Origin of the sequence: Lentzea cavernae, assembly GCF_014653695.1 — a bacterium.
Taxonomy (GTDB): Bacteria; Actinomycetota; Actinomycetes; order Mycobacteriales; family Pseudonocardiaceae; genus Lentzea; species Lentzea cavernae.
On sequence record NZ_BNAR01000017.1, the window covers coordinates 80,383 to 96,476 of the forward strand.

A 16,094-nucleotide genomic window follows, 5' to 3' on the forward strand; every position below is an offset into this window, starting at 1 on the left:
CGCCTATGCTCGTACCCGACCCAGGACGACCTATGGGGGGACCTCAGGCGATGACGCAACCACCGCCGCCGGGAGCTTGGCCGCCACCGCGCCCGGTCGGCCCGCCGCCGATGCCCGCACCGCTCGGCCAGCGTCCGCCCCAGGGCCCGCCCCCGCCGTACGGCCCGCCTCCGCAGGGCCCGCCGCCGGGGTACTACGGCCCGCCACCGCCTCCCGGCCAGGTCATGCCCCCGCCGCACCCTGCGTGGGGCCCGCCCGGCTACGGCCCGTACCCCGGCCCGCCGCGCCGCAGGAGCAACGGCCCGGTGATCGCCCTGATCCTGGGCGGTGTCGTGGTCCTCGGACTGGGCGCGATCGGCGTGTTCGCGGCGACGCTGAACAACAAGGTGCGCGACACGGGCTACTCGGGTTACACGACGCAGAGCCCCACGTTCACCGCGCCCACCACGACGGAGGGCCCCGCGACGACGACCAGCGGGCCGCGCACCCCGGCGTCGCGCACCCCGTCGGCCCCGGCGACGCCCGCGGGACCGAAGGCCGTCTACGCGCTGGCGGACCACCCGTTCCTCAAGCCGGGCTTCGGCGCGAACACGGTCCAGGGCTGCGCCCTGCCGGCGATGGACTACTCGCCCGCGGGCCAGGACCGCTTCCTGCGCGCCGCGCTGCCGTGCATCGAGAGCATGTGGAAGCCGGCGATGAACGCGGCGAACCTGCCGTACCAGCCCGTTGAGCTGCACATCATCACCGAGCAGTCGCAGTACCCGTGCGGCACGGTCCGCCCGGACCAGACGGCGCGGTACTGCCAGGGCGGCATCTACTGGACGGCGAACGCCTACGCCGCCGAGCGCAACCCGAACAACCCGAACCACCCCGGCAAGTACCTGGGCCAGCTCGCCCACGAGTACGGCCACCACATCCAGTGGCTCACCGGGATGCTCAAGGCCTCGGACCGCGCGCAGTACGACGCGGGGGGATGGGATACTCCGAAGGGCCTCGACCTGAACCGCCGGATGGAGCTGCAGGCGACGTGCTTCGGAGGCATGTCGCTGGCCCCGTTGTCGCACGGTGCCATCCCGATCGACGTGATCAGGGTGGCCCTGACCGACGCGGGCAACCGGGGCGACTACGACATCTATCCGACGAAGGACCACGGCACACCGCAGAACAACGCGACCTGGGTAGACCGCGGCTACAAGTCGAACAAGGCGTCCGAGTGCAACACCTGGGCCGCCGACCCAGGTTCCGTCTCCTAGGAAGGGGAGAACGTGACCCAACCAGCCAAGAACAACCCTGTCCTGCTCGCAGGGGTATTCGTGCTGGTGGTCGCGTTCGTCCTCGGAATCGGTCAACTGGGTCGCCCGAGAGTGGTCCCGGGTCACGCCATGGCGGGGTCCCGCCCTGCCTCGACGCCGTCCACGGAGCCGTCGGCGCCGATCCGCCCGCGCGCGGTGTACCGGCTGGCCGACCACCCGTTCCTGGTGAAGCCGGTGTCGCTGCCCCAGGTCACCTGCTCGCTGCCCGCGTTCGGCGTGTCGGACGCGCAGCTGGCCGCCTACTACGCGGCGGGCGTCGAGTGCCTGGACGCCGCCTGGGGCCCGTTGCTGGGCGGCGCGAACCTGCCGTTCGACAAGCCGCTGCTGGACGCCTCGCCGACGTTGAAGGACGGTCCGTGCGGCGCCGCGCCGGAGTCCGACCACGCGGTGGCCTACTACTGCGGCCGCAACCGCACGATCTACATGCCCACGTCCCGCATGCGCGACAACGGCGGCGGTGAGGCCCCGGCGACCCACCTGGCCACGCTGTCGCACGAGTACGGCCACCACGTCCAGGCCCTGACGGGTCTGCTGCGGGCGGCGGACCTGAAGATCACCGACGCGGGCGAGAGGTCGCCGGCGGGCCTCGAGATGTCCCGCCGGATCGAGCTGCAGGCGAACTGCTTCGCGGGCATGTTCCTGAACTCGGCCTCGGGGCGGGGCTCCGTGACGTCGAACCTCGCGCGTCAGGCCCAGGAGGACTTCCAGTTCGCCATCGAGGAGAAGCCGGAGGACAACGCGCACGGTTCCGCCAAGAACCAGGCGCAGTGGGCGTCCGCGGGCTTCAGGGCGAACTCGACCGACGCCTGCAACACGTTCGCGGCCCCGGCACCCGCGGTCTCCTAACGCAGGTCGGCCCGCTCGTCCACGTACCGCGTGGGCGTCCCGAGGAACACCTTCGCGTCGCCTACGGGCCCGTAGGCGAGGTTCAGGGTGACCAGCAGGTAGTTCCAGCCGCCGTCGCGCGGCCGCGCCCACCGGTGGTTGAGCTGCCAGCGCAGCCACTCCCCGCGGGCGAGCCGCACCGGCGACGGCCTGGTCTGCCTGCGCGGCGAGGCGAACATGGTGTCCTGCAGCTGCACGGCCAGCACACCGTCGTCCTCGCGCAGGACCAGGGCCATGCGGTCGACCTCGCCGCTCTCCCGCGCCCAGACCGGCGCGAAGCCCTCCCGCTCCAGCATCCGCACCTCGTGCACGGCCGGCCTCAGGTGGGGCAGCGGGAACGCCTCCGGCACGGCGTCGCGCCGGGACGCGTCGGGCTCACCCCGGGACTTCTTGGTCCACTCGGTCCGAACCCACTGCACCACGACGTCCACGCCTTGATGGAATCAAACGCCGCTCGGCTGGGCGACCGGATTAACGGCGGGCAGCACCACCCGGAACACGGCTCCCTGTGCGGACGGCTCACAGGTCAGGTCACCGCCGTGCGCGCGGATCACGCCCCGGGCGATGGCCAGCCCGAGCCCGGACCCGCCCGAACGCCGGTCGCGGGCGTCGTCGAGCCGCACCAGCCGGTCGAAGATCCGTTCTCGCTCGGTCTCGGGCACGCCCGGCCCGTTGTCGGACACGGTGAACCCGGTCAGGTCGACCCGGATCCGCACGGCTCCCGACGGACCGGTGGCCTGCCGGGCGTTGTCCACGAGGTTCGCCAGCACCTGCGCGAGCCGCTGCCCGTCACCGACGACGGCGACCGGGACGCCTTCCGCGGTGATGTCGAAGTCGGGCGCCACGAACCGGGTCCGCGACACCTCGGCCTCCGCCAGCGCGAGCAGGTCCACCGACTCGCGCTGCATCTCGTAGCCGGCGTCGAGCTGGGCCAGCGCGAGCAGGTCGTCGACGAGCCGCCCGGCCCGCCGCGCCTCCCGCACGAGCAGGAACGACATCTGGTCGCGGTCGGGCGAGTCGACGGGTGCCTGCACGAGGGCCTCGGCCACGGCCTGCACGCCGGTGATCGGAGTTCTCAGCTCGTGGGCCGCGTCGGCCACGAACCGGCGGGTGCGTTGCTCGGACCCCTCCAGCGAGTCCAGCATCCCGTCGAACGCGGCCGCGGTGCGCCCGAGTTCGGTGTCGGTGCGCGACGGGTTGAGCCGCCCGCCGCGATGCCCTGCTGCGATGGCCTGGGCCAACGAGGTCATGGCGTCCAACGGCGCCAACGCGCGTCGCACCACCACCACGATCAGCACGCCCGTGATGACGATCGCGCCGAGCCCCAGGATGAGCAGCAGCTTGCGCAACCGGTGCTGGGCCTGCGAGATCGCCTCGGTGTCGGCGTACAGGGCGACCTTGTTGCCGCCGACGTTGCGGTTCTTGCGTTCGAACTGCCCCTCGTCCGGCGCGCTGCCGACCACGGTGCCGTTCGGCAGCTCGATGGTGACGTGGACGTTCCGCTTGCTCAGCAGGCGCACGACGTCACGCGGTGGCACGCCGGCCCTCAACTGCGCCACGGCGCGTGTCTCGGTGTTGCTCAGCACCCCGTCGACGTCCCTGGAGGACTGGCCCGCGAACGTCCGGTCGACCGAGATCACCAGCGCCACGAGCACGATGAACAGCACCAGCAGCACGGACACCGCGACCCGCCGGCGCAACGAGACCGTGCGGAGGTTCATTCCTCGGCCCGCAGCACGTACCCGAGGCCGCGCACGGTGTGCACGAGCCGGGTGCCGTGCTCCTCGATCTTGCGGCGCACGGCGCTGACGTGGACCTCGACCAGGTTCGGGTCGTAGTCCTCGTAGCCCCACACGGCGGTGAGGATCTGCGTCTTGGACACCACGCGCCCGCGTTGCGCGGCCAGGTACACCAGCAGGCGCAGTTCGGTGGCGGTCAGTTCGATCGGCCGGTCCGCGCGCATGACGACACCGGCGTCGGCGTCCACGACCAGGTCGCCGACCTGCACGGTCGACGGGGTGCGGCCGAGGCGGCGCAGGACCGCGGACACCCGTGCCACGAGCTCCGCCAGCACGAACGGCTTGCCCACGTAGTCGTCGGCGCCGCCGGAGAGCCCGCGCAGCCGGTCGGGGACGCCGTCGCGCGCGGTCAGCATGACGACCCCGGCGCCGGACGAGCGGCGGATGACCTCGAGCAGCTGGAAGCCGTCGCGTCCGGGCAGCATCACGTCGAGCACGACCAGGTCGGGGCGGAAGCGGCCGAGGTCGGCCTCCAGCTGGCGCCCGTCCAGGCGGTGCTGCACCTCGTACCCGGACTCGCGCAACGCGGACGACACCGCGGCGCCGATCGCCTCGGCGTCCTCGATCACCAACACCCTGGCGGACACCTCACCATTCTGCTGATCATCGGCGGTTCGGGCGACTCGCCTTCAGCTGGCGCTCAGATTGCGCGCGCACCCTGTGGCACATGTCGAAGAAATCAGCGTGGGCCGGCGCCATCGTCGCGGCCGTCGGGCTCACCGTCGGCGGCATCGCGGTCGCGACAGCGGCCGAAGGTCCCGACGGCCCTCCGAACGCGGCGTTCGCGGAGCGCCACCCCGGTCCCGGCGGTCCCGGCAAGCCCGGTCGCGCGGACAAGGCCAAGCTCAAGGACAGCACTCTCGTCGTCGGACGCGTCAAGGCGGTCGAGTCCGGCAAGCTCACGATCACCAAGGACGACGGCAGCGAGGTGTCGTTGACCACTGACGGCTCCACGAAGCTGCGCGGCGGCGACCTCGCGGGCCTCAAGGCCGACCAGCGCGTGACCGTGCGCGTGAAGGACGGCAAGGCGCTGAACGTGGCGCTGGCCAAGGCGCAGGAGCGCGGCACGGTCAAGGACGTCAACGGGAACAACGCCACGCTCGTGCAGGTGGACGGCCTCCAGACGCCGCTCGACCTGTCGTCGGTGAGCGAGAAGCCGAAGAACGGCGACCTCGTCGCCGTGACCGGTTCCGTGTCCGACGGCAAGACCATCAAGGTCGAGAAGCTGCGCCAGCTGCCCAAGTAAAACCTGGGCTCCACGCGGGCCGCCGCGTCTGCGAACATCGCAGTGTGGCGGTTCCGCGAAGCCCGGACAGATGGGTGTTCATCCTGCTGGTCGTCGGACTGGTCGGGATCGGGGTCGCGGTCGCGCTTCTGGTGCCCGCCAGGGTTCTCGGCGACGAGGAACCCCCCAAGCCCGTGATGGCGACGGTCGTCGACAGCGGCGCGTGCGGCCAGGGCACGGACACCGTCGAGTGGGACGCGGGCGGCGAGAAGAAGCAGGCCAAGCTCGACGGCTGCGGTCACTCCAAGGGCGAGACCGTCGAGATCGTCAACACCGGCGGCGAGATGGTGTCGTCCGCCGCGTCCGTCCCGGTCGGACTCCCCGTAGGGCGGCGCCTCACCGCGCTGCTGCTGTGCATGGCGGCGCTGGCGGGCGGTTTCTACGCGTTCCTCTTCCGCTACGCGCCTCTGCGCGCGCCGGCCGTGCTGCCCGCTCCCCGCAGGCCGGAGCCGGCGGCCTGACGATTGTGGCGCTCCGGCCCGTCCCGTCATACTGTCCTCCGTGGACCTGACCTGGGGGTAGCGGGGTCCGCCGTCGAACAACGCCGCAACGCGGCCGCTCCCCCACCTTGCGACCCTGGGGGACTTCTTGAAGCGTGCGGGAAACAGATTCGCGGTCATCTTCTTCGGCGTGGTGCTCGCCCTGACCGGCGTCGCCCAGCCCGCCGGCGCGGCCACCGGCTACCGGCTGAAGAACCTGAACAGCGGCAAGTGCGCCCTGGTGCAGGGCGAGGCCGACAACACGACGGCCGCCCAGTACCAGTGCCTGGACTTCATCGACCAGAAGTGGAACTTCGTCGACAAGGGCTGGCAGCAGTTCCAGATCCGCAACGAGAACAGCGGCAAGTGCCTGCTCGTCCGCGGCAACGACAACAACTCACCGGCCGTCCAGCACACCTGCCTGGACTTCCCCGACCAGTACTTCAGGGCCGTGAGCTACCCGCACCACACCTCGGGGCTCTACCTGCAGAACGTCAACAGCAACAAGTGCCTGCTGGTCCAGGGGGACGCCGACGGCGCTCAGATCGTGCAGTACGAGTGCGCGCCCTTCCCGGACCAGGCCTGGACCCGGCCGAACTTCTGACGTGTCCCGGTGCCCGCTTCACGGCGGGCACCGGCCCGGTTCTTCCGTCCCCGAGGCGTGCGCGGGTCGTCACGGAACCAGGACCAGCTTGCCTTCGACCTCGCGGTTCTCCAGGCGGCGGTGGGCTTCGGCGGCCTGCTCCAGCGGTAGGGTGACGACCTCGGGCCTGATGGCGCCGGCTTCCAGTTGCCCGACCAGTGCGGCGATGTCGGCCCGGAACCCGGCGGGATCCTTGTCGACCGCGCGCGCCACGGTGTGCACGACCACACGGGGCCCCGGCGTGAGCTTCGCGCGCAGGAGGGCTCCGATGGTGCGCGCCATCGCGCCAGCTTTGGAGTAGCCGGCTCCGGTGGCGAAGCTGAATCCGTACGACACCACCACACCCGACGGTGCCGTGGCACGCCGGGAGCGCGCCAGCGAAGGGCCGCCCACCGGGTCGAACACGGCCGCGACGGGCACGGGCACCGCGGCCTGGTCCGCGACCCAGGTGGCGCCGCCCGCCTCGACCCGGCCGCGCCTGCCCGGACTGGAGGTGCCGTAGACCTCGACTCCCGCCGCCCTGGCGATCTGCGACAACGCGGATCCCACTCCGCCGGCCGCACCGAGCACCAGCACGGCCTCGCCGGGCGCCGGCCTGGCCACCCGGTGGAACATCTGCCAGGCCGTGAGGTAGTTGAGCATCAGCGCGTCGAGGTGCTCGGCGGGAGGTTCCGCGGGCAGCGGGGCGGTCCGCGAGGCCGGTGCCAGCACGTGCGTCGCGTACCCGCCGGCGCCGATCAGAGCGCCGACGCGCTGGCCGACGATGAACTCCGCGACTCCGGCGCCCACCCGCGCGACGCGCCCGACGACGTCGAACCCCTGGACCTCCGGGAGGGCGCCGGGGGTGAGACCACGGCGGGTCGAGATGTCGTGGAACGCCACTCCCGCGGCCTCCGTGGTGATCAGGACCTGTCCGGGGCCCGGTTCCGGCACCGGCACGGTCTCCACCCGGAGCACCTCGGGACCTCCCGTGGAGGTCAGTCGTACCCGTCTCGCGCCTGTCTCAGTGGTCATGCCACGGACTTTACATGAGAATCTCAAGGAACTGCTCAACGAGTTGTCGTCGCTACAGGTCGGTGAGCGCCTTGGCGAGCAGGGAATGGAGGAGCAGCTGGTCGTCGTGGCCGAGTTGGGCGAAGGGCGAGTGCCGGGCGACGACGGCGAGAAGGCGCTCGCGCACGTCTCGGCCTTCGGCGGTCAGCACCAGCGTCCGGACCCGCCCGTCCTTGGGGTGCGGGCGCCGCTCGGCGAGCCCGCGTTCCTCCAGCTGCGCGCTGAGCAGACTGATGTTGGAGGGGTCGCACCGCATGAGGGCGGCCAGTTTGCGCAGCGGTTGCGGCTCGGCGTCCGGGTCGAGGATCCACAGCAGGTTCGCCGTCGGGCCGGTGAGCTCCAGCCGTTCCAGGCCGTCGTTCATCCGGCCGGCGACCTCTCCGGCCAGCGCCGTCACCTGGTACAGCAACGACGCCGCGAGCTCATCGACCACCATGCGCCGAGCCTAACTTGAGATACTCCTGGACTTGCTCCACGACCTTGGGTTACTCCTCGCCGGGCGGGGTGACCTTCTTGACGTAGATTGGCGCGCACACCGTTCCACCGGGTGCAAGCTAGTGTGTTTGCCCAGGTCAGTGCTATGTACGCGACTACAGCAACGGCTTGAACGGTGCCGTACTGAGACCCTGTTTGAGACCCTGCGGCCTGGGGCCTAGAACGCCGCTAGGTCTAGCCCCTGCTGCCTCTAGGCCTAGCGGCACCTCTAGGGGCAGGCACTAGGGGCAACCTGCGGTCTAGCGCTCTAGGGACCTATGCGAGACCCCTCCTGTAGGTCGTGAAACAGGTGTTTCCGTGGGTCTTGCTGGCAGCCGCTAGGCAGGGAGAGCGTCAGGGAGTCGGCCACCTGGCAGGGAGAACTCCCTGTACGCCTCCCTGCCCCTGCCTCCCTGCCCTGAGCAGCGCTGACGGCTTGTCAGGGAGTCAGGGAGGCACATTGCCTCCAGTCCGCGAATACCCCGCGAGAACGAGGTTGCGGGCAGCGTGTGTCTGCCTCCCTGAGGTCCACAGACAGAGTGCGGCGACGGCGGGGAGGGAGGTGCACCGCTGCCCGAAGATGGACTCTTGAGGCCGTTTCAGGCCGCGCGGAGCTACTGCCTCCCCGCCTCCCCCTCCGGCTTCAGCGCTGGTCAAGCAGGGGAGGCGGAGCGGGGAGGCACCTGGGGAGAACTCCCCGCCGCCGCCGCGCCTCCCCGGCTGACTCCCCCGCAGATGCGCTGAAGCCGAGACAGGGATTGGCACAGCTCGGAGAGGTCCCCGCGGGCAACGCCGGCGTTGACATCATCGCTGCTCAAGGCGTTGCAGCCGAGTTCGAGCATCGAAGAGCCGTCAGCCATTGGTCCACGAGCGGCGTGCTCGATCCCTGCGAAAGTGGCGAATTGGCGAAATAAGTCCCTGACCTGCGGTTTCGCGTTGGACTTATTTCGCACGTGGCGAATTAAGTCCCTCTCAGTCCGGGGCACGTATCGCCTGACCTGCGCAAACGTGCCCCAGACTTAATTCGCCAACGTCTCCGTTACCGACCTAGCAGGTCATCCCTGAACTCCCAGCTGCGCGCGAGGATGCACGCGCCAGGTGATGCCATCGGTTCCGAGGTCAGCATCCGTCGCACTGTCTCCTCAGTAAATGGCACCCCCTCAGATACTGCCGTTGACTCCATGGCAGTGACCAACGCACCCTCAGCATTGATCTGCACGGCTTCACCGAACACGTCATCGAATACGTCATCATCAATGACAACAACCGTAAGCAATGTCGCCGTGAGAGTCAGCGTATCCAGCCCAATTCCGAGGCAATAAGCCGTAACGCGTTCTTCATCCCGAGCTTTTTTAAGCGCTCGATAGAAAGACCATTCATCGTAGTTGATTGGCTCTCCTGAACTTCCATCGCGCTCAGGCTCTCCCAGAACTTCCTCAGAGTACTCGCGCACCATATTGCGCCATAGATCAAAATCGTTCTTTGTGTCCCAGGCCGCAACACTTGAGGGCTGAAATTCGCCTGCCGGGATAAGGCCGTAAATCCCAGCAGCAGTGGCAACCTTCGCTGGATCACGCCAATGAAGCAAGAATGTCGCTTTACCCGTGTCACGCTGACGCCGAAGAGTGAGCGTTTCAATAGCGGGCATTACACCCCGCCGATTCAGATCGAAAGGATCGCCGATCAGCGCTCGCAGCGGCAACGCAGACCATTCCGGCACCTCATCTGCCGGACCTTGGCGTACCACTCCCGCTAGCTCATGCGCTGCCGCTTCTGAAGCATCCAGCTTGTCGAAGTAGGTACCCAAGCCGAAAGTCAGCCGAGCGTCACCGGCTTTCAGGTTCGCTTCCAGCAGGCGATAGCTTGAACGGTTCTCAAACAGCGACGGGCGATCGAGATACCGAATGGCGGACGTGTAGCGCTCGAATCGTCGACCAGGTACCCGCAATGGCAAGACACCTGCCGCCTCAGGCTCACCCCCGGTAACCTCGATCGGAACCCGGTCCTCTACCCAACGCAGCTCGATATCTTCAAGCGGAATCGGCCTTTCAGCCATCCATTCAGGTTTGGCCATGAACGTGACGTTGTCACCGACATGGAAATCTGGGCTATAAAGCTGCTTTGCCAATTGCGCCAGTTCACCGCGATGACGATTCAAGAAACGCCGTTCGCGCTTCCAGTCACTTTGGCTGACCTCAACTGGATCTACGGCGTCGACAAGTGCGCCGGAGGACGGAGGCGCAACGGGCTGCAAAAGCTCCTGCGAGACGCCAACGTGACTGGGCGGGATGTTCAAGCGGTTGGCGATCCGCAACAGCGTCTCAAGGTCTCGCACCTGGCGTTGCCCTGTCTCGATCTTCGAGACGTAAGACTGGTCAAGGTTCAGCAGCTTGGCGAGGTCACCTTGGTTCAGGCCGTTGGCCTGCCGGTACTCCTTCAACACTTCCGCCAGAAGGCCCGTGTTGAGGCCTGCCTCGGACGTCGGCCGAGACAGCCACTGGCCATCGGTTTCCATCTTCTCCCCTGCCTCTAAGTCGTCTGACCTGCGCTTATGCCAGTCAGTCATTCCAGCAACGCTCATAGGACAACCAGTCTTTGGACACCAGGTACCCGCTGATCGGATGCTGATCTCATGAAGGCAGCAACCACAGCGAAACCGGCTACTTACTGCACGGGCAAGCGACGTTGGATGTCCGCAAGCTGATCGCTGATCTCGCGCAACAACCGCAGAACCTCGCCGTTGTCCCCCGACTGGTTATGAGACAAGGGAACCGCAAGATCATCGACGTTCAGATCACTGTGGACAAACGTCCCGCGTCCGTGCCGAATGACAAGAACTTCGTTGTCCTGCAACAGGTTTACCGCACTTCGCACCGTGCCCACGGCCACGTCAAACTGCGTCGCAAGCGCTCCAAGCGCTGGCAGCTGATCGCCTGGCGCGTACTCGCCGTCCCTGATCGCTTTCTTGATCAGATCAGCAACCTGCAAGTACGACGGCCGTCCGTCGTTCGGATCGGGTTTTGCCATGTCAGACACCCTACAGGCACAGTTTCAACTGATCTAGACATACAGAGTGTTGACTCTCTAGAACTCTTTCGCTAGCGTTGCACCTGTCGCACTGATCGCTAGAGCGGCAGACAGCAAAAAGCCCCGGCGGTGCTGGAACACCGGCCGGGGCGGTCAGATCACATCGAGCCTCAGGAGCTTGCGATGCAGCACGATGGTACCCGGTTCTTCCGGGTCAAGGCAGTCGCCGAACGGTATGACGTCTCGGTTCACACGATCTACCGCGCCATCAAGTCCGGGCAGCTGGACGCCTACAAGATCGGTGGCGCGATCCGCGTCCCGGAGCACTCGCTCATCGCGTTCGACGAGGCGTGCTCGGAGGCCGGTTTCCAGGCGTTCGTGGTGGGCGACGAGTCACCGGAAGCCGCGGACCGCACGGACACGCCGGCCGATTCGGCTCCGGCCGCGACCGTTACGCCGCTGCGTTCGGTGGTGAAGGCATGAGCGCCCCCACGATCACGCGGACCGCGCACGGCCCGCAGCAGCCCGGTTCGGTGTCCACGCGGGCGTTCCAGCACGAGGACGGCAAGTTCGCCCAGGAGTTCAGCAGCCCGGTTCTGACGGCTCCGGTGGAGTTGCGCAACTGCGGTGAGATCGCCGCCGCTCTGCACCTGTCCGGCCGTCCGCTGTCCAACAAGCTCACCGTGGCCGAGCTGGCGGAGCTGGTCGTGTTCGCTCTCGTCACGGTCGGCCTGGACTCCATCCGGCACTTCGACCGCGCCGCCACCGTGGCCATGCTCACGTCGGCTCGGCACCACGACCGCACCGGCGAGGAGCTGATCGAGCTGCTCCCGTGGTCGGTGTCGCGGATGAAGCTGTGCACGGGCCTGGCCTACCGGCTCACGTGCCGGGCGTGGCGCGGCGGACAGCCGCTGCCGTCCCGCGCCGACGCGGTCCCCGCCGACCTGAGCTGACCCACGAACCCGGTCTGTCCGGCGGTGCTCGAACCGCCACGCGCCCGTGTTCCGGGTGCGCTTCCCGCGCCAGCGCCGGACAGACCCGCCGATCCCGTTTCCGCATTACCCGGCCTGTACCGGCTGTTCCCGCCGACCGCGCGGACCGCTGGTCAGCCACCCCGTAGACCCACCCGTTCCCCGTGCTTCCCGAGTCTTCCCGGAGGTTCGCGCCATGCGCGCCCGCAACCACGTTTCCGCTCTTCCCAGCCCTTCCCAGACCCACCTCGTGCTCACCCTGAACGACGTGATCGCGGCCCTGTACGTGGGTGCTCCGGACCCGTCGTACTGGGCTCAGATCGGCGCGGAGCAGATGGCCCGCTACGTCCTGGCGGTGGCCACCGATCCCGTGTGCCGACTGGACGACCTGACCGCCGTGGTGACCGCCGCGCGCGGCACCGACCAGGCGCCGGAGCTGGCCGCGTACATGGCGCAGTGCGTCGCGTTCGCGCCCGCCGTGCTCGACGCCCTGGACCGCCTCTGACCATGCCTCCCACTCCCCCACTCGTCTCGTCTGTCCGTTCGTCGTCAGGAGCCGTCGTGACCCACGCGAGCACCACACCACCCACCAACGGCCACCGGCCCGGCGGGCGGCGGCTGTACCCCGTCACCCCGATCGCACAGCCCGACACCGCCACCGCCAGCGCCACCACGGTGGCGGAGCTGGACGCGGAGGCGGCGGCACAGGTGACCCGCGCGCGGCTGTGGCTGCCGTCGATCGAACCGGCCGCATTCGAGTGCTACCTGGGCAGGCTGGCCGACCGAATCGACCCGCACACCGAAGCCGACCCGGTGGGCGTGCTGGCCTCCCTGGTGAGCGCGGCCGGCGTGTTCATCGGCCACGGCCCGCACCTCCAACTCGGGTTCGAAAAGCACCCGCTGTTGGTGTGGCCGCTGCTGGTCGGCACGACCGGCCTGGGCCGTAAGGGCACGGCGACGAACGCAGCGCTGACGCTAATTGGCATGGCGGACAACGGTTTCCGTGCCAGCAACGTCCACACCGGACTGTCCACCGGTGAGGGCCTGGCGACCGTGTTCGCCGCAGAGGCGGAGGACGGCAAGGCGGGCAGCAAACCGCGACTTCTGCCCGAGGGGGACTGCCGCCTGCTGGCCGTGGAACCGGAGTGGGCGTCGGTCATGGCGCGCATGAAGCGTGAGGGCAACACCCTGTCCGCGACGCTGCGCGCGGCCTGGGAGGGCGGCAACCTGTCCACCCTCAACGTCGACGCCCGCATGGCCCGACAGAGCCACCTCGGCATCGTCGCCCACATCACCCCCGGCGAGTTCACCGCCAAGGTCTCCGCGTCCGACCTGGCAGGCGGCACCTACAACCGGTTTCTCCCCGTCGCCGTCGCCGCGTCCAAGTTCTTCCCGGCCGCGCCGGACATGCAGCTCATGACCGAGCTTGCCGCCTCACTGGGCAAGCGCCTGAGCGAGGCCTCCCAGCTCGGCGCGCTCGGCTGCACCGACGCCGCCGAACTGGAGTGGAAGCGGCTCCAACTGGAGTTCACCGGCCACCTCGGACGCGACCGCCCGCAGGTGGACGAGTTCATCTCCCGCGCGGGCGTGACGTGCCTGCGGATCGCCGCGCTCTATGCCGCGCTTGACCGCACCGACCAGATCACCCCGGCGCACATGACCGCCGCCGCCGCGCTGGTCCGCTACTCGATCGCGTCCGCCCGCGCCGTGCTCGCACCGAACGACGCGGCGGACAAGGTCATGACCTACCTGACCGCCGCCGCACCGGACGGCAAGACCACGACGGAGATCACGAAGGAGGTGTTCCAGGGCCACACCAAGCGTGACGGGATCGACTTGGCGGCGCTGCTCGGACAGCTCTGCGACGCAGGACGCCTCACCAAGACCACTCAACCCGGCAAGGGACGGCCGACCGTGACCTACATCGCCGCCCGGCGGGAGTAGTTGGCGAATTAAGTCCGGGGCACGTTTGCGCAGGTCAAGCGGTACGTGCCCCGGGCTGGGAGGGACTTAATTCGCCACGTGCGAAACAAGTCCGACACGAAAGCGCAGGTCAGGGACTTATTTCGCCAATTCGCCAAGTTCGCCAGACACAGCAGCCCGCGCGGGCTCGGGAAGGACACCGGACATGCCCACCACCAACGCCACGCCCGGACCGGAGCAGCCCCGTATCCTGCTCCGTGTCGAGGAAGCCGCACGGCGGCTCTCCATCAGCCGCACCACCATGTTCGGGCTCCTCAAGTCCGGCGAGATCGACTCTGTCCTAATCGGACGCCTGCGGCGCATTCCCACGACGGCCCTGGACGCCTACACAGCCACGCTGGCAGCCGGACCCAACGCGGCCTAAGAGCAGCCCCACTACCCCGCCCAGGCGGTGACGGAAGCGGCTCGAGTCCCCGTGACGGAAGCATCCAGGACGGAAACGTCACGCACGGTCGAGCCGCAAACGTCACGCACGAGCTCACCGGTTGCGTCACCGCGCGAACACGCCGGCCGATCCAGAGCAGCGCCCGTCTGGGCGGGGTAGTAGGGCCGTCTTTCACCACCCGCCGACCGCAGGGAAGCACCCAGGGAAGCACGAACTCTCAGGGATTTTCCCCTGAAACCTTCCCTGACCAACTTCCCTGACCTGACCAGCACGAACCCTGTCCAGGGAAGATCCACAAGCCCACTGCTCAGACCTCGAAAAACGCGCCCAGAGCACACGTTGCTCCCCCATCCACTCCTTCCCTGAAGCGGCAGATTTGCACACGCACACGAGAGGACCACGGCACATGGCACGCAAGCCCCGCCCTGAAGGAACCCGCGCACCCAACGGTGCCAGCAGCATCTACTACGGCGCAGACGGCAAGTGGCACGGCCGCGTCACGATGGGCGTGCTCGACAACGGCAAGCCCGACCGCCGCCATATCAAGCGCGGCACCGAAGGTGAGGTCATCACTGCCGTTCGCGACCTGGAACGGCAGCGCGACAGCGGAAAGGTCAAGAAGGCTGGCCGCGCTTGGACATTCGAAATGTGGCTAACGCACTGGGTTGAGACGATCGCTGCGCCGTCTCTGCGCTACAAGGCCGCGACGTCGTACCGAACCGCCGTTTACCTGCACCTCATTCCAGGCTTGGGCGCTCACAAGATCGACCGGCTTGCACCTGAGCACTTCGAAAAGCTGTACCAAAAGATGCTCAAGACGGGACGTCACAAGCCAAGCACGATAGGCCAGATTCACCGCACGGCGATCACCGCACTGAACGAGGCCATGCGTCGACGTCACGTAACGGAGAACCCGGCAGAACTAGCACGGCCCCCGAAGGTGGAAGAGAGCGAAATCGAGCCGTTCCACGAGGACGAGATCAAACGACTCGTGAAAACAGCGCTCGACCGCAGAAACGGCGCGCGCTTCGTGTTGGCGCTTGCACTGGGAACGCGCCAGGGCGAAACACTGGGCCTGAAATGGTCGCGGCTGGACAAGAGCACGCGAACGATCCGGATCACGCGGCAGCTTCAACGCCAGAGCTGGCAACACGGGTGTGAGGACGTCGCGGTATGCGCCGCGAAGCACCACAAGGTGAAGCCGTGCGGGAAACGGTGCCGCCACAAGCGAAAGCCCTGCCCACCGCCGTGCCCGATCGAGTGCCAGGGACACGCCAATAAGTGTCCTGAAAGGATCGGTGGCGGCCTAGTCGAAGTTGAGGTGAAGTCGAGTGCTGGAAAACGCGGCATCGTGCTTCCAGACGAGTTGTACGAACTGCTGATCAAGCACGAGGCGCAGCAAGCCGCAGAGCGCGAAACCGCCGGTAACGAGTGGCACGAGGGCGGTTGGATGTTCGCTCAGCCCAACGGATTGCCGATCGACCCGAGTAACGACCGGAAGGACTGGAAAGCGTTCCTGACGCAGGCCGGAGTGCGGGACGCTCGTCTGCACGACGCCCGGCACACGGCCGCCACCGTGCTTCTCATCCTCGGCGTGCCCGAACGCGCGGTGATGGAGTTCATGGGCTGGTCGAACATCGCGATGGCAGCGCGCTACATGCACGTGACCGCGCCAGTCCGGCGAGACGTCGCTAGGCGCATCAACGGGTTCATCTGGGACGGCGACTGAGACCCGAACTGAGACCCCGGCGGGGCCACCTGACACCAGGTGGCCCCGTTTTTGCTGGTAGAAGCCTT

The 16,094-nt window shown here is 68.0% G+C and carries 18 protein-coding genes; 11 read left to right on the forward strand and 7 right to left on the reverse strand.

Going from position 1 to position 16,094, the window contains the following annotated elements; all coding sequences use genetic code 11:
* Nucleotides 1-50: 50 nt before the first annotated feature.
* Together IE307_RS37490 and IE307_RS37495 are read left to right on the forward strand one after the other, a co-directional pair.
* On the forward strand, nt 51-1,253 hold the full coding sequence (locus IE307_RS37490) for a neutral zinc metallopeptidase (RefSeq protein WP_229905468.1): 1,203 nt from the start codon (nt 51-53) through the stop codon (nt 1,251-1,253).
* A 129-nt stretch (nt 1,254-1,382) separates the two neighbouring features.
* A complete protein-coding gene (locus IE307_RS37495) occupies nt 1,383-2,159 on the forward strand; it encodes a neutral zinc metallopeptidase (RefSeq protein ID WP_229905469.1) in 777 nt (258 codons plus the stop codon).
* On the opposite strand, the gene IE307_RS37500 is transcribed toward IE307_RS37495, so the two are convergent.
* Genes IE307_RS37500 through IE307_RS37510 form a run of 3 tightly spaced genes read right to left on the reverse strand, consistent with a single transcriptional unit; the run spans nt 2,156 to nt 4,584 of the window.
* On the reverse strand, nt 2,156-2,629 hold the full coding sequence (locus IE307_RS37500; RefSeq protein WP_191304208.1) for a hypothetical protein: 474 nt from the start codon (nt 2,627-2,629) through the stop codon (nt 2,156-2,158). The genes IE307_RS37495 and IE307_RS37500 overlap by 4 nt on opposite strands.
* A gap of 12 nt (nt 2,630-2,641) precedes the next feature.
* A complete protein-coding gene (locus tag IE307_RS37505) occupies nt 2,642-3,919 on the reverse strand; it encodes a sensor histidine kinase (RefSeq protein WP_191304209.1) in 1,278 nt (425 codons plus the stop codon).
* A complete protein-coding gene (locus IE307_RS37510) occupies nt 3,916-4,584 on the reverse strand; it encodes a response regulator transcription factor (RefSeq protein ID WP_191304210.1) in 669 nt (222 codons plus the stop codon). The genes IE307_RS37505 and IE307_RS37510 overlap by 4 nt, the downstream gene beginning before the upstream one ends.
* Before the next feature lie 80 nt (nt 4,585-4,664).
* Between IE307_RS37510 and IE307_RS37515 the strand changes: the two genes are divergently transcribed.
* The 3 genes from IE307_RS37515 (at nt 4,665) to IE307_RS37525 (ending at nt 6,365) form a co-directional block, all read left to right on the forward strand.
* On the forward strand, nt 4,665-5,243 hold the full coding sequence (locus tag IE307_RS37515) for a single stranded DNA-binding domain-containing protein (protein WP_191304211.1): 579 nt from the start codon (nt 4,665-4,667) through the stop codon (nt 5,241-5,243).
* Nucleotides 5,244-5,287: 44 nt separating this feature from the next.
* Nucleotides 5,288-5,743: a hypothetical protein gene (locus IE307_RS37520; protein ID WP_191304212.1), complete on the forward strand. Its 456-nt coding sequence runs from the start codon at nt 5,288-5,290 to the stop codon at nt 5,741-5,743.
* Nucleotides 5,744-5,870: 127 nt separating this feature from the next.
* A complete protein-coding gene (locus tag IE307_RS37525) occupies nt 5,871-6,365 on the forward strand; it encodes an RICIN domain-containing protein (protein ID WP_191304213.1) in 495 nt (164 codons plus the stop codon).
* A 69-nt stretch (nt 6,366-6,434) separates the two neighbouring features.
* On the opposite strand, the gene IE307_RS37530 is transcribed toward IE307_RS37525, so the two are convergent.
* The 4 genes from IE307_RS37530 to IE307_RS37545 all read right to left on the reverse strand — a co-directional run bounded on the left by IE307_RS37530 (nt 6,435) and on the right by IE307_RS37545 (nt 10,958).
* Nucleotides 6,435-7,418, reverse strand: a complete 984-nt coding sequence (locus IE307_RS37530) for a zinc-binding dehydrogenase (protein WP_191304214.1) — start codon at nt 7,416-7,418, stop codon at nt 6,435-6,437.
* A gap of 52 nt (nt 7,419-7,470) precedes the next feature.
* Entirely contained in the window at nt 7,471-7,893 is a 423-nt protein-coding gene (locus IE307_RS37535; protein ID WP_191304215.1) for a MarR family winged helix-turn-helix transcriptional regulator, read from the reverse strand.
* A gap of 1,077 nt (nt 7,894-8,970) precedes the next feature.
* Complete coding sequence (locus IE307_RS37540; protein ID WP_229905470.1) at nt 8,971-10,497, reverse strand: helix-turn-helix domain-containing protein; 1,527 nt, start codon at nt 10,495-10,497, stop codon at nt 8,971-8,973.
* A 98-nt stretch (nt 10,498-10,595) separates the two neighbouring features.
* A complete protein-coding gene (locus IE307_RS37545; RefSeq protein ID WP_191304216.1) occupies nt 10,596-10,958 on the reverse strand; it encodes a GntR family transcriptional regulator in 363 nt (120 codons plus the stop codon).
* A gap of 183 nt (nt 10,959-11,141) precedes the next feature.
* On the opposite strand from IE307_RS37545, the gene IE307_RS37550 reads away from it, so the two are divergent.
* From IE307_RS37550 to IE307_RS37575, 6 genes are all read left to right on the forward strand, one after another.
* Nucleotides 11,142-11,441: a helix-turn-helix domain-containing protein gene (locus IE307_RS37550; protein WP_191304217.1), complete on the forward strand. Its 300-nt coding sequence runs from the start codon at nt 11,142-11,144 to the stop codon at nt 11,439-11,441.
* Complete coding sequence (locus IE307_RS37555; protein WP_191304218.1) at nt 11,438-11,911, forward strand: hypothetical protein; 474 nt, start codon at nt 11,438-11,440, stop codon at nt 11,909-11,911. Before IE307_RS37550 ends, IE307_RS37555 begins: the two co-directional genes overlap by 4 nt.
* A gap of 214 nt (nt 11,912-12,125) precedes the next feature.
* Complete coding sequence (locus IE307_RS37560; RefSeq protein WP_191304219.1) at nt 12,126-12,434, forward strand: hypothetical protein; 309 nt, start codon at nt 12,126-12,128, stop codon at nt 12,432-12,434.
* Nucleotides 12,435-12,490: 56 nt separating this feature from the next.
* Complete coding sequence (locus IE307_RS37565; protein ID WP_229905471.1) at nt 12,491-13,873, forward strand: DUF3987 domain-containing protein; 1,383 nt, start codon at nt 12,491-12,493, stop codon at nt 13,871-13,873.
* A gap of 184 nt (nt 13,874-14,057) precedes the next feature.
* Nucleotides 14,058-14,276 carry an excisionase family DNA-binding protein gene (locus tag IE307_RS37570; RefSeq protein ID WP_191304221.1) on the forward strand — a complete coding sequence of 73 codons (219 nt, stop codon included), beginning with the start codon at nt 14,058-14,060 and terminating at the stop codon, nt 14,274-14,276.
* Between the two features lie 427 nt (nt 14,277-14,703).
* Nucleotides 14,704-16,026, forward strand: coding sequence for a tyrosine-type recombinase/integrase (locus IE307_RS37575; protein ID WP_191304222.1), 1,323 nt, complete (start codon nt 14,704-14,706; stop codon nt 16,024-16,026).
* Nucleotides 16,027-16,094: the final 68 nt, after the last annotated feature.

What these genes read in the sequence shown, in the direction of transcription:
- IE307_RS37570 (WP_191304221.1), top strand. Translation starts at nt 14,058, where the DNA reads ATGCCCACCACCAACGCCACGCCCGGACCGGAGCAGCCCCGTATCCTG.
- IE307_RS37550 (WP_191304217.1), top strand. Translation starts at nt 11,142, where the DNA reads ATGCAGCACGATGGTACCCGGTTCTTCCGGGTCAAGGCAGTCGCCGAA.
- IE307_RS37575 (WP_191304222.1), top strand. Translation starts at nt 14,704, where the DNA reads ATGGCACGCAAGCCCCGCCCTGAAGGAACCCGCGCACCCAACGGTGCC.
- IE307_RS37535 (WP_191304215.1), bottom strand. Translation starts at nt 7,893, where the DNA reads ATGGTGGTCGATGAGCTCGCGGCGTCGTTGCTGTACCAGGTGACGGCG.
- IE307_RS37545 (WP_191304216.1), bottom strand. Translation starts at nt 10,958, where the DNA reads ATGGCAAAACCCGATCCGAACGACGGACGGCCGTCGTACTTGCAGGTT.
- IE307_RS37495 (WP_229905469.1), top strand. Translation starts at nt 1,383, where the DNA reads ATGGCGGGGTCCCGCCCTGCCTCGACGCCGTCCACGGAGCCGTCGGCG.
- IE307_RS37505 (WP_191304209.1), bottom strand. Translation starts at nt 3,919, where the DNA reads ATGAACCTCCGCACGGTCTCGTTGCGCCGGCGGGTCGCGGTGTCCGTG.
- IE307_RS37490 (WP_229905468.1), top strand. Translation starts at nt 51, where the DNA reads ATGACGCAACCACCGCCGCCGGGAGCTTGGCCGCCACCGCGCCCGGTC.
- IE307_RS37515 (WP_191304211.1), top strand. Translation starts at nt 4,665, where the DNA reads ATGTCGAAGAAATCAGCGTGGGCCGGCGCCATCGTCGCGGCCGTCGGG.
- IE307_RS37540 (WP_229905470.1), bottom strand. Translation starts at nt 10,497, where the DNA reads ATGACTGACTGGCATAAGCGCAGGTCAGACGACTTAGAGGCAGGGGAG.
- IE307_RS37560 (WP_191304219.1), top strand. Translation starts at nt 12,126, where the DNA reads ATGCGCGCCCGCAACCACGTTTCCGCTCTTCCCAGCCCTTCCCAGACC.
- IE307_RS37555 (WP_191304218.1), top strand. Translation starts at nt 11,438, where the DNA reads ATGAGCGCCCCCACGATCACGCGGACCGCGCACGGCCCGCAGCAGCCC.
- IE307_RS37530 (WP_191304214.1), bottom strand. Translation starts at nt 7,418, where the DNA reads ATGACCACTGAGACAGGCGCGAGACGGGTACGACTGACCTCCACGGGA.